Origin of the sequence: uncultured Tateyamaria sp., from assembly GCF_947503415.1 — a bacterium.
GTDB lineage: Bacteria > Pseudomonadota > Alphaproteobacteria > Rhodobacterales > Rhodobacteraceae > Tateyamaria.
The window spans coordinates 184476-196729 of record NZ_CANNDS010000004.1; the positions used below are offsets into that span (position 1 = coordinate 184476).

The window sequence follows — 12254 nt, forward strand, 5'->3', positions numbered from 1 at the left end:
AAAGACCGCGCCCCGATCAATCAGGCTGCGGAGGCCAGGTTGCGCAGCACGTAGTGCAGCACGCCGCCGTGTTCGATGTATTCGATCTCGATCGCGGTATCGATCCGGCATTTCAGCATGATCTCTTTCACCGATCCGTCGCCCATTGTGATGGTGCAGGGCACCTCTTGCAGGGGCTGGATCGTGTCGAGACCGGAGATAGAGACGGTTTCGTCGCCTGTGAGCCCCAACGATTTGCGGGTGTCGCCGTTTGTGAATTCGAACGGGATGACGCCCATGCCCACGAGGTTCGAGCGGTGGATGCGTTCGAACGACTCCGCGATGACGGCCTTGACGCCCAGCAGGGCCGTGCCTTTGGCCGCCCAGTCACGGGACGAGCCTGCGCCGTATTGCTCACCACCGAAGATCACCAGCGGTGTGCCGGCCTCTTGGTGCGCCATGGCCGCGTCGAAGATCGACGTTTGTTCGCCATCGGGGCCCTTGGTGTAGCCGCCTTCGACACCGTCCAGCATCTCGTTTTTGATGCGGATGTTGGCAAACGTGCCGCGCATCATGATCTCGTGATTGCCACGACGGGAGCCGTAGGAGTTGAACTCGCGCGGGGCGACCTGACGTTCGGTCAGGTAGCGACCGGCGGGTGTGCTTTCCTTGAAGGCACCGGCGGGGCTGATGTGGTCGGTTGTGATCATGTCACCAAGCAGGGCCAGAACCTTGGCCCCTTCGATGTTGGTGATCACGCCCGGTTCGGGCGACATGCCCTGGAAGTAGGGCGGGTTCTGGACGTATGTGGAGGTGGGCGGCCAGTCATAGGTCTTCTGGTCGGTCGTTTTCACGCTCTGCCATTTCTCGTCACCGGTGAAGACTTCGGCGTATTTCTCCTGGAAGGCTTCGCGCGTCACGGTCGCTTCGACCAGTTCCGCGACTTCCTGGCTGGTGGGCCAGATGTCTTTCAGGAAGACGTCGTTGCCGTCCTTGTCCTGACCAATCGCGTCCTCGGCAAGGTTGATGTCGAGCGTGCCGGCCAGCGCGTAGGCCACCACGAGGGGCGGCGAAGCGAGGTAGTTGGCGCGCACGTCGGGGCTGATACGACCCTCGAAGTTGCGGTTGCCGGACAGGACCGACGTTGCGACCAGATCGCCGTCTGCGATGGCTTTGCTGATTTCCTCCTGAATGGGGCCGGAGTTGCCGATGCAGGTGGTGCAGCCATAGCCCACGAGGTTGAAGCCGATCTTGTCGAGGTCTTCTTGCAGGCCCGCGGCTTCGAGATAGGCCGACACGACCTGCGAACCCGGTGCGAGCGATGTCTTGACCCATGGTTTGCGGTCGAGACCCAGAGCGGCGGCCTTGCGTGCCACGAGGCCCGCGCCGATCATCACGTAGGGGTTTGAGGTGTTGGTGCAGGAGGTGATCGAGGCGATCACGACCTTGCCCGATTCCATGGTGTAGTCTTCGCCTTCGACGGGGACTTCCTTGCCCATGGGGCGCTTGAACGTCTCTTCCATTTCCTTGCGGAAGGCTTTTTGGCCGTCCGTCAGCGCCACGTAGTCCTGCGGGCGTTTGGGGCCGGAAATGGCAGGCACGATGGTGCCCATGTCGAGGTGCAGCGTGTCGGTGTAGATCGGCGCGTAGTCATCGCCGCGCCAGAAGCCGTTTTCCTTGGCGTAGGCTTCGACCAGCGCGATGCGGTCTTCGTCCCGGCCTGTGTTGCGCAGGTAGCGCAGGGTTTCGTCGTCGATGGGGAAGAAGCCACAGGTGGCACCGTATTCGGGGGCCATGTTGGCGATTGTGGCGCGGTCGGCCAGCGGCAGGCGGTTCAGGCCCTCGCCGTAGAATTCGACGAACTTGCTGACCACACCTTTGGCGCGCAGCATTTCGACCACTTTCAGAACGAGGTCGGTGCCTGTGGTGCCTTCCATCATGGAGCCTGTCAGCTCGAACCCGACAACTTCGGGGATCAGCATCGAGATGGGCTGACCCAACATGGCCGCCTCAGCCTCGATCCCGCCGACGCCCCAGCCCAGAACGGCAGCGCCGTTGACCATGGTGGTGTGGCTGTCGGTGCCCACAAGTGTGTCGGGGTAGGCAACCTCGGCGCCGTTCTGGTCATGGTCGGTCCAGACAGTTTGCGCCAGGTATTCAAGGTTCACCTGGTGGCAGATGCCGGTGCCGGGGGGTACCACGCGGAAGTTGTTAAACGCAGACTGGCCCCACTTGAGGAAGGTGTAGCGTTCCATGTTGCGTTCGTATTCGCGGTCCACGTTCATCTGGAAGGCGCGCGGGTTGCCGAATTCGTCGATCATGACGGAGTGGTCGATGACCAGATCAACGGGGTTCAGCGGGTTGATCTTTTCCGGGTCGCCACCCAGTGCCACAAGGCCATCGCGCATGGCGGCAAGGTCCACAACGGCAGGCACGCCGGTGAAGTCCTGCATCAGCACGCGGGCCGGGCGATAGGCGATCTCGCGAGGGTTCTTGCCACCTTTGGCCCCCCATTCGGCGAACGCCTTGATGTCGTCAGTGCTGACGGTCTTGCCATCCTCGAAGCGGAGCATGTTCTCCAGAACCACCTTCAGGGCGGCGGGCAGGTTGGCAAAATCCCCAAGACCGGCTTCGGTCGCGGCGGGGATGGAATAGTAATCGATGGACTGGCCGCCGACGGTCAGCGTCTTGCGCGCCTTGGCGGTATCTTGACCAACTGTAATGGGCATGGGTGATTTTCCTTTCCTGAAGCGGATGGGGCAACGAATTGTGAGCGTCATGCCCTAATTTCCCGGTTACGATCAACCGCAATTGGGGGCTCTGCGACGATTTTGTATACCTTTGCATACAGTTTCCGTGCGCATTCACGTGATCGGGCTGTCACATACGCTCAACAAACCTTGATTGGCGGTTTGCGAAAGTCTTTCATAATTAAGCGGAGTAACTCGCAAAACTCCAAACCATACAGGTAGTGCGCCGTCTTGATGTCCCGTTTGATCCCCGTTGCCTTCGCGGCAATCGCAAGCCTCGTCACACCTGCGGTGGCGCAATCCCCGGTGGTGGTGGAATTGTTCACATCACAGGGGTGTTCATCCTGCCCACCGGCAGATGAATTGATGCATGAGCTGGTCAAGCGGGATGACGTTATCGCACTGGCTTTGCATGTCGACTACTGGGACTACATCGGCTGGAAAGACGAGTTCGCGGACCCGGCCCATGCCGAGCGTCAGCGCGGCTACGCCGTCGAAGCGGGTCGCCGATCTGTCTACACACCTCAAATGATCATCAACGGGCGCGCTGATATCGTCGGCGCACGGCCCATGGAACTGGCCAAGCTGATTTCTGATTATTCGGCCGAGACGACGCCCGTCACACTGGACCTCACGCGAAGCGGTGACAGTGTACGGATCGTGGCGCAAAGCAGTCAGGCCAACGGGCCGCTAGTGGTGCAAATGCTGCGTTATACTCCGGAACGCACCTCACGCATCACCCGAGGAGAGAATGCGGGCCACACGATCACCTATGCCAATGTCACCGAGGACTGGAAAATTCTGCAGGAATGGGATGGTGTCACCGATCTGAGCATCAACGCAGATGCGCCGGGTGATAAGCCGTTGGTGGTGATGGTGCAAAAGGGTCTGAGCGGGCCTATCGTGGCGGCAGCTCAACTCAGATAGCCGCCTTGGCTTTGCGTTTATCGGCACGCCAGCGGCGCGCAACCCACAGCCACTGATCGGGATGTGACAGGATACGCGCGCCAATGCTGTCATTCATGGCCTGCGTCATGGTTTCCGGGTCGCTATGTGGGATCGGGGCTTCCATCACGCATTGAAACGACAGCCCGTCATCTTGCCGAATGCCGTAGAAGGGGATCAGCAATGCGTTGTACCGAAGCGCGAGTTCAGCGGCAGAAATGGCCGTGTGCGCAGGCTGACCCAGAAACTCAAGCACCGGCGCGCGTTTTACGTGCTGGTCAAACAGTAAGACCAGTTGTCCCCCGGCCTTGAGATGCCGAACGAAGCCGGACGTGCCTTTGCGTCCTTGCGGAAAGACCGGGCCGCCGAACGCCTGCATCGTGCGGACGTAATGCGCGTTGAAATACGGGTTGGCCATATCGCGATAAAGCCCGCCGACATCGAATCCGCGCCCCACAAGCGCGGCGCGCACCGCTTCATAGTTCCCGAAATGACCGGTGACCAGAATGACAGGCTGCCCGGTTTCGGCAGTTTCTTTCAGCGCCTCATAGCCGGGACCATCGATCTGCGCATCTTTTTGTCGGGCCAGCAGCGCGCGTGTCGAGTAATTCTCGATGAGGGTGCGGCCCGTGTTGTTCATGCTGTCGCGCGCAATGGTTTGGTGCTCCGCGTCGGATAGGTGCGGCAGGATGAACGCCACATGTTCCTTTGCGCGCCGCTGGAATCCGGCGACGGGCCCGACAATGCGCGACATGACCCAGCCCATGAAGGGCACCCGCAAATGATAGGGCAGCGCCAGCGCCGCGCCGATAGATGCCCGGGCAAAGGCATTCGTGGCGAGATATGTCAGCTTGACGCGCCAAGGCATGTCTTCGGGATCGTATCGCATGGATGTCCGTGTTTCGTTTGGGCTGTCACCCAGCCCGTGTTTCCCGATGCCAGACATAAATCCCGGCCCCGGCGATCACAAGCGCGCCGATCAGGGTCGCCGCGTCGGGTCGTTCATCAAACAGCACCAGACCCCAAAGCACGGCAAAGATGAGGCCCGTGTAGTTGAACGGCGCGAGCAATCCTGCCTCTGCCTGCGACAAGGCGCGGATCAACATCAATTGACCTATCGTGCCGAAGAGACCGATCAAGGCAAGAAGCCCGATCGCCTGCACGCTCAGTGGTGGCATATAGAACGGTACGACGCCGCTGAGGATCACCGACCCGACCAGTCCGGTGTAGAAAAGCGAGGTCCAGACGTCTTCATCCGGGCCAACCCGGCGGGTGATAAGCGTGTAGCTGGCAAAGCAAAATGCCGCAATCAGTGGCAATAGTGCTGCTGGTTGAAAGACATCGGTGCCGGGTTGGATCACGATCATCGCGCCGCAAAGCGCCACGAGAATTGCGCCGATGCGGCGCGGACCAAGAGCTTCACCCAGGAACAGAGCACCGCCGAGGGTGATAAGAACGGGGTTCAGCGACATGACGGCGGTGGCTTCGGCAAGGCCGATGCGACCGAGGGCTTGAAAGAAAAAGAATGTCGCGAGCATCAACAGGATGGAGCGGGCGATCTGCAATTTCGGGTATTTGCTGTGCGCCACGGACTTCAACCGCGGCGCGACCAGAACAAGTACAATGAGCATCTGGCCTGCATATCGGGCCCAGAGTGCTGGCAGCGTACCGGTGATCGGTGACACAGCCTTGACCGTTACGTCCATCAAGCCAAAGCAGAAGATTGCAGCAACCGCCAGCAAGATGGCACGGGACGGGGCGGAGGCAGTTGATGTCATTGGAGGCGCTTACGCGGTGCCGTAGCGGGTGTCGAGGGACACCGCCACCAGGATTGATGACAGCGGTTTGTGTGAACTGGGAACAGTGGCGAAGCGGTTGCGAGGGTTCGAAGGAATTCGACGGGCTGACAAACGGGGTCAGGTATCGAGGGTTTGAAAGGGTGCAGCCATCGATCCCGACACACTCTTGCGTGTGTTACTCTCCCTCGGTGAGCAGCATCAGTTCACCTGTCGCTTCCATGTCCCGAATGGCTCTGATGATGTTGCTCATGGCGTCGTCTGTTTCGGACGTTTTTGGCGTCCCGGCCTCTTGCACCTCTTCGCGCAATTGATCGGCCATGCGGGCGGACATGTTTTCCAGGATGAACTCGACCGAGCTCTCCAGACCCATTGCGGGTGCGCCGGAAAATGCGACAATCAGGTCCTCTTGTTCGACCATACGCAGGATACGCGGCACATCGCGGGGCGCGACACGGGTTGGAATGTTTGCGAAGGTGAAGATCGCCTTGCGCACGGCTGTGGCGAATCCTTCGTCTTCTTCTTCTAGGCCTGCCAGCATCTCGTCGCGGGTGGTGGAGGTCGAGGAGTTCAGAATTGCGCCAACCCGTTCGACAGGGCCATTGTCAAATGCCGCAATTGGTTGTGCTTCCATCTGACTGGCAAGCGACAGGCCAATCCGTTCGACGGCCTCCGGTGTGACTGCCCCGGTTTGGGACACCGCGTATGTAATGGAGCGTGCGCGGGGCCCAGGCAGACGGCCCAGAAGCTCTGCGGCCTTGCTGACATCAAGTTTGGAGAGCATGACAGCGGCAATCTCGACGCTTTCTTCTTCGAGCACGGGAAGCAATGTGCCTGGCCCCATATCGCGAATGCGTTGCCACGGATCCCCGCCGCGTTTAACGCCGGCTTCCTTGCGCAAGCGAGCGGCGGTTTGCGCGCTGATCTTGCCATCCAGCACGTCCAGTGCGCCAGCCATGCTGCCCGGCAGGCTGAGGCCGATGCGTTCAATTTCTTCAGCAAATTCCGCAGCGACGGATTGCAATGTGTCGCGGTCGACCATGCGCATGGAGCCCATGGCCTTCGTCAGATGCGCCTGCAGCTCATCTGGCAGTTCTTCAAGCGGGATGTCCGCACCGTCGTTCAACAACAGCCGCACCACAATGGCGGCTTTGGCCCTGCGGGACAGGCCCGCGGCACTGCGGATCGACGAAAATCCGCCGCCTGACTGCACGGGGGCAGGGGCGGCGGAGAAGGGAACCAGTTCGGTCATGTCCTGCCTCAAAACGATATGTCACCGTCTTGGCAGGCAAAGGTTGAGAATCCCTCAACCGGGACCAATGGATCAATAGTTGAAGGTGATGCCGCTTTCGATGGCTTCCCGCAGGCTTGTCTCGGCCCATGTGCCGGCTCCGTCGCGCTTCTGGATCTCGCGCAGTTGCGTCAATGCGGCAACTTTGTCGCCCTCGACCACTTTTCCCTGGCCCATATAGGATCGTGCCAGGATGTTGTCGGGGTTCGTATCAATGGCTTGCTGGTAATAGACATTCGCCAGCTCCAATTGCCCCATCTTGCGGGCGGTGAAGCCGCGATATGTCAGCACGCGATCCTCGGCCTGATCAGGCATTTGATCAAGCACGGTGATCGCATCCTGGTAACGGCCCGCATACGCCAATTCGCGCACGGCTTTGTAAAGCTCATCCGCATCCAGATAGGATGTCTTGTCGGGCCGCACGCACTTCCTGATGTCCGCATCCCACACACCGTTCACGGGCTGTGAAAACCGGACATATGCATTTTTGTCCGGGTCCCATTGGCGGGCTTGCAGACAGTTCTGCGTCGTTTCGGTCTTCTTGGGCTTGGCGTTGTCATCGCTGCCCGCTGCGAACCCGCCGGTTGGCAGGGTCAAGGGCAAGGCAATAGCCGTGGTCAGGATCAGGGTTCGCAGCATCTCAGCTCTCCGTGTTGCGTTCGATGTCAGGACAACCCGGTGCCACCGCGCTTTATGCGATCACGAGTTCGTGAACATTACCCGGTGGTGGACACACAGCTGTTGCTGTTGGCGTCATAGGTTGTCCCCGCAGCACATGACATGGCCTGCTTGTCTTTGGCGCCATAGTTGCATCCCATGGCCAGTGTGAGGGTAGGGGCGAGGGTGAGGGCCAGTGCCACCATGACGGTCTTGGTCTTCATCGGTCGTCTCCTTTTGCTTTTGCGTGCCGTAAGGGTAGGGCACCTGCGCCAATCTGCAAAAGGAAAACGTACTTGGCGCATCAAGATGCGCCTTACTGCCTGTTCGTTCGTCAAGCATAGTAAGGCGGAGGTGTCCTCCGCCCCGCACGTCAATCTTCGGCGAACACCCGGGCAAAGATCGTGTCGACATGCTTGGTGTGGTAGCCAAGGTCGAACTTTTCCTCGATCTCTTCCGGGCTGAGGGCGGCGGTCACCTCTGGATCTGCAAGAAGCTCTTCTTTGAAGTCCGTTCGGTGTTCCCACACTTTCAGCGCATTGCGTTGCACAAGTGTATAGGCGTCTTCGCGGCTCACGCCCGCTTGGGTCAGGGCCAGCAACACCCGCTGGCTCATCATCAGGCCGGGGAATTTGTTCATGTTGTCGAGCATGTTTTCAGGGAAGATCAGCATCTTGTCGACAACGCTCGTCAGGCGCGCGAGCGCAAAGTCGAGCGTGATGGTGGCATCGGGGCCGATCATGCGTTCAACGGACGAATGACTGATGTCCCGTTCGTGCCAGAGCGCCACGTTTTCCATGGCAGGGATCACGGCGGCGCGGACCATGCGGGCAAGACCGGTGAGGTTCTCTGTCAGCACGGGGTTTTTCTTGTGCGGCATCGCGCTTGAGCCCTTTTGGCCCATCGAGAAGAACTCGGCCCCTTCCAGCACTTCGGTGCGCTGCATGTGGCGGATTTCGATGGCCACGTTTTCGATCGACGACGCGATCACACCGAGGGTGGCAAAGAACGCAGCGTGGCGGTCGCGGGGGATCACCTGCGTGCTGATGGGTTCCGGGACAAGGCCCAGCTGATCGCAGACATGTTCTTCGACCGCGGGGTCGATATTTGCGAAAGTCCCGACAGCACCACTGATGGCACCGGTGGCAATTTCGGCGCGGGCGTCGCGCATGCGGGACAGGTTGCGGTCCATCTCGGCATAAAAGCGGGCGAAGGTGAGGCCCATGGTGGTGGGTTCGGCATGAATGCCGTGGCTGCGACCAATGCGCGGCGTGTCCTTGTGTTCATAGGCGCGGCGTTTCAGGGCGGCGAGCAGTGCTTCGATATCCGCGATCAGGATGTCGGCGGCGCGCGTGAGCTGGACATTGAAACAGGTGTCGAGCACGTCCGACGATGTCATGCCTTGATGGACAAAACGCGCCTCGTCGCTGCCGACATGTTCGGCAAGGTGCGTGAGGAAGGCGATGACGTCGTGCTTGGTGACGGCTTCGATCTCGTCAATGCGGGCGACGTCGAATTCGACATCCTTGGCTTTCCACACGGCTTCGGCGTTTTCGCGGGGGATCACGCCCAGATCGGCCATGGCGTCGCAGGCATGGGCCTCGATCTCGTACCAGATGCGGAACTTGGTGGCCGGGTCCCAGATCGCAACCATGTCGGGGCGGGAATAGCGTGGGATCATAGGGCACCTTTTTGTGACTGTCGGATATGTTGCCGCGTCCTTAGACTGCGGCCCGAAGAACGACAAGATGAAGGCCCCGACATGAGACGCTTTGCCCTGCTGCTTGTGCTGTGCGCATCCCCTGCAATGGCCGAGGAATGGGTGCCGATGACCGGGGGCGAGATTCGCGCGGCGTTGACGGGGCGGACACTGGTTTACCCGGACACGACGCAGGATTTTCGCGTGTCTGGTCGCACACTCTACATCCACAAGGGACGCGAAAGCTGGGGCTATTGGCGCATCGAAGATGATCAGTATTGCAGCCAGTGGCCCCCCAACGACCTGTGGGCGTGCTATGGAATGGATCGGAAGGGCGAGGCCCTGCGGTTCGTGGGGGACGGCGGCGATATCACGGAAGCAACCTATGCCGACTGAACGGACGCTGGCGGATTTCGCCGGACTATGGGTGATTGAGCGGGCAATAGTGCCGCGGCAAGGATCGGCGGCTCAGTTCATGGGCAAGGCGGAGTGGACGCCCACTGCGGATGGTCTGGACTATATCGAGACGGGTACACTTCACATGGAGGGTGCGCCCCCGATGCAGGCGGAACGGCGGTATCGATGGACACGTGATCTATCGGTCTACTTCGATGACGGCCGGTTCTTTCACAAGGTACCGGCGTTCGGTGGGCGTACACCTCATTTTTGCGATCCTGACACATATGTCGGGACATATGACTTTGGCGAGTGGCCGGATTTCACTGTGTCATGGGATGTGCGCGGACCGCGCAAAGACTATCAGATGATCAGCACCTTTACGCGTCGGGCAGACCCTTGAGCGCTTCCGTGTTCGGACAAAACAGCGGGGGGGCATCCAGATGCAGGACAGTGCGTTGCAACGCGGCGCAGGCGGCGGGTTCCGGGCAGGCGGTGCATCGAAACACCATGTTGCGGATCATTCGTGCGCGCGCAGGTGTGGGTGCCTCGTCTGCGCCGACAACGGTCTTGCCAAGCCGGTCCATCATACCGGTCATCAGATCCGCACTTGGGGCCATTCGATCAGCCAATCCCATCGGTGTTCTCCTTGTACTCGTTGACGGAGATGGTCGCAGGCCGGTCCGATCACTGCATTGACCTGCATCAATCCCTTTGCGCTTGCAGAAAGATGTCGTGGTTGGCACAACATCCCCACTTCTTTTTGTCCCGACAGGTGAGGCCTCATGGAAACGACGTGGAATAACAAGGTGCTGAGCGACACGCTTGGCGCGACAGAGGGCACGGCCCTGCGCATCAAGCAAGCTGTGCTGGTGGTGCTGGGCATCGCGCTTCTTGCAGTTGCAGCAAAGATCAAGGTGCCCATGTGGCCTGTGCCAATCACCATGGGCACGTTTGCCGTTCTGACCATTGGGGCCGCCTATGGCGCGCGTCTGGGGCTGGTGACAATCCTGGGCTACATGATCATTGGCGCGCTGGGCTTTGACGTCTTTGCAAGCTCGTCGGCCGAGGCGTATGGCGTGACCTATATGATGGGCGGCACGGGCGGTTATCTGGTGGGCTATGTACTGGCCACTGTGGCGCTGGGCGCATTGGCACAGCGCGGCTGGGACCGGTCGGTGGTCTGGATGGCGCTGGCGATGCTGATCGGCAATGCGCTGATTTACTTGCCTGGCCTTGCGTGGCTGGGTCAGCTTTACGGTTGGGACCAGCCGATCCTGCAATGGGGTCTGACACCGTTCCTGATCGGCGATGTGCTGAAGCTGGCGTTGGCGGCACTGATCCTGCCCGCAGCCTGGAAGTTGGTGGGCCGCGCGCGCGGCTGATCCACATCCTGATCCAAATGAGAGGCGCGGACCCTGACGGGACCGCGCCTCGTTTCATTCTGGGTCGTGTTGCTGGCCTGAGCCCGTCCCGGATCAGGTGGTTTCGAGCACAGCGCCGAGAGGTGCCAGTTCAGTCACGACTTTAGATGTGCGTTCCAAGGTCCTGTGAACAGGGCATTTATCGGCGATCTCAAGCAGGCGTTGACGCTGGTCGTCATCCAGATGCCCGGTCAGTGTAATCCGCCGTTTCCATTCGTCGATCTTGTCGCCTGACTGGGTCCCTGCGTCCTGTGCATGCACCTTGTTATGGCTCACATCGACGTGGACGTGATCCAGCATCCACTCCTTGCGGCGCGCATACATGCGGATCGTCATGGACGTGCAAGCGGCAAGGCCCGCGGACAGCAAACCGTAAGGCGACAGGCCCTGGTTGGTGCCACCATAGGCGCGCGGCTCATCCGCCAGAATGTGGTGGCGCGTGCCGTGAGTGATGTCCTGCAGGAAGCCGTTTGGGTCCGCTTCGGAACTGCGCACGATGCCTTCGGGCGCGCCGATGGGTGGGGCGGGTGGTTTCAGGTGCAGGTACTTTTTGGCCCATGTGGCGATGATATCGGCGGCGTATTCCGCATGCTCACCCTTGGTCACAAGGTGGTCGGCATCATCAAGAGTGACAAAGCTTTTGGGATGTTTGGCGGCCAGAAAAATCTCGCTTGCGTTGTCTACGCTGACAATCGTGTCTCGGGGAGCGTGCAAAACCAAAAGAGCGGCGTTCAGACGGGCAATGGCAGGCTGCAGCGCTTCGTCGGTGACATCTTCGACAAAGCCTTTGCCGATGCGGAACGGGCGCCCGCCCAGATTTACTTCGGCCTCGCCTTTCTCGATGATCTCGGGCAGCGCATCGGAGAAGTTATGGGTGACATGTTCGGGGTCAAAGGGCGCGCCGATTGTTGCAACGGCCTTGATCTGATCGAGCTGTGCAGTGGCCTTGAGGACAGCAGCACCGCCCAATGAATGGCCTATCATGAGCGACGGGGACAGGTCGCGATCTTCGAGATACTCAACCGCCTTCACAAGGTCCTGCACATTCGAGGTGAATGATGTGTTGGCAAACTCGCCCTCGCTGTGACCCAGTCCGGTAAAGTCGAAGCGCAGCACTGCGATGCCCATCGTCGTCAGGCGGGCGGCAACGCGACGGGCCGCCGGAATATCTTTGCCGCAGGTAAAGCAGTGGGCAAAGACAGCCGTGGCCAGATGGGGGCCTTCGGGCATGTCGAGGCGGGCGTCGAGGGTTCCGGCGTGACCGGGGAATGTGATGCGTTCGGTGGGCATGTATCGTCTCCTTGGATGGGAGAATGG

At 60.2% G+C, this 12254-nt stretch carries 13 protein-coding genes; 4 read left to right on the plus strand and 9 right to left on the minus strand.

Annotated features, from left to right (window positions below; all coding sequences use genetic code 11):
* Positions 1-20 precede the first annotated feature (20 nt).
* Positions 21-2708, minus strand: coding sequence for an aconitate hydratase AcnA (gene acnA, locus Q1A32_RS19810; protein WP_299657220.1), 2688 nt, complete (start codon positions 2706-2708; stop codon positions 21-23).
* Between the two features lie 255 nt (positions 2709-2963).
* Between acnA and Q1A32_RS19815 the strand changes: the two genes are divergently transcribed.
* Positions 2964-3656 (plus strand): thioredoxin family protein, encoded by a 693-nt coding sequence (locus tag Q1A32_RS19815; RefSeq protein ID WP_299614090.1) that lies wholly within the window; start codon positions 2964-2966, stop codon positions 3654-3656.
* On the opposite strand, the gene Q1A32_RS19820 is transcribed toward Q1A32_RS19815, so the two are convergent.
* The 6 genes from Q1A32_RS19820 to purB form a co-directional block, all read right to left on the minus strand.
* Positions 3649-4542 (minus strand): lysophospholipid acyltransferase family protein, encoded by an 894-nt coding sequence (locus Q1A32_RS19820; protein ID WP_299657626.1) that lies wholly within the window; start codon positions 4540-4542, stop codon positions 3649-3651. The genes Q1A32_RS19815 and Q1A32_RS19820 overlap by 8 nt on opposite strands.
* A 46-nt stretch (positions 4543-4588) precedes the next feature.
* The gene (locus tag Q1A32_RS19825) at positions 4589-5452 is read right to left on the minus strand and encodes a DMT family transporter (RefSeq protein ID WP_299657223.1); all 864 of its coding nucleotides are present in this window, start codon (positions 5450-5452) and stop codon (positions 4589-4591) included.
* A 196-nt stretch (positions 5453-5648) separates the two neighbouring features.
* Positions 5649-6722, minus strand: coding sequence for a flagellar motor switch protein FliG (locus tag Q1A32_RS19830; RefSeq protein ID WP_299657226.1), 1074 nt, complete (start codon positions 6720-6722; stop codon positions 5649-5651).
* Between the two features lie 72 nt (positions 6723-6794).
* Complete coding sequence (locus Q1A32_RS19835) at positions 6795-7400, minus strand: hypothetical protein (RefSeq protein WP_299657230.1); 606 nt, start codon at positions 7398-7400, stop codon at positions 6795-6797.
* 77 nt (positions 7401-7477) lie between these two features.
* Positions 7478-7642: a hypothetical protein gene (locus Q1A32_RS19840; protein WP_299657233.1), complete on the minus strand. Its 165-nt coding sequence runs from the start codon at positions 7640-7642 to the stop codon at positions 7478-7480.
* Between the two features lie 149 nt (positions 7643-7791).
* Complete coding sequence (gene purB / locus Q1A32_RS19845; protein WP_299657236.1) at positions 7792-9099, minus strand: adenylosuccinate lyase; 1308 nt, start codon at positions 9097-9099, stop codon at positions 7792-7794.
* 81 nt (positions 9100-9180) lie between these two features.
* Here purB and Q1A32_RS19850 point away from each other — a divergent pair, with 81 nt between their 5' ends.
* Together Q1A32_RS19850 and Q1A32_RS19855 are read left to right on the plus strand one after the other, a co-directional pair.
* A complete protein-coding gene (locus Q1A32_RS19850) occupies positions 9181-9513 on the plus strand; it encodes a hypothetical protein (protein ID WP_299657239.1) in 333 nt (110 codons plus the stop codon).
* Entirely contained in the window at positions 9503-9916 is a 414-nt protein-coding gene (locus Q1A32_RS19855) for a DUF6314 family protein (protein ID WP_299657242.1), read from the plus strand. Before Q1A32_RS19850 ends, Q1A32_RS19855 begins: the two co-directional genes overlap by 11 nt.
* On the opposite strand, the gene Q1A32_RS19860 is transcribed toward Q1A32_RS19855, so the two are convergent.
* Entirely contained in the window at positions 9894-10151 is a 258-nt protein-coding gene (locus tag Q1A32_RS19860; RefSeq protein ID WP_299657245.1) for a DUF6455 family protein, read from the minus strand. The genes Q1A32_RS19855 and Q1A32_RS19860 overlap by 23 nt on opposite strands.
* Before the next feature lie 147 nt (positions 10152-10298).
* Between Q1A32_RS19860 and Q1A32_RS19865 the strand changes: the two genes are divergently transcribed.
* Positions 10299-10898 carry a biotin transporter BioY gene (locus tag Q1A32_RS19865; protein ID WP_299657248.1) on the plus strand — a complete coding sequence of 200 codons (600 nt, stop codon included), beginning with the start codon at positions 10299-10301 and terminating at the stop codon, positions 10896-10898.
* Positions 10899-10991: 93 nt separating this feature from the next.
* On the opposite strand, the gene Q1A32_RS19870 is transcribed toward Q1A32_RS19865, so the two are convergent.
* On the minus strand, positions 10992-12227 hold the full coding sequence (locus Q1A32_RS19870; RefSeq protein WP_299657251.1) for a bifunctional alpha/beta hydrolase/OsmC family protein: 1236 nt from the start codon (positions 12225-12227) through the stop codon (positions 10992-10994).
* Between the last annotated feature and the right edge of the window lie 27 nt (positions 12228-12254).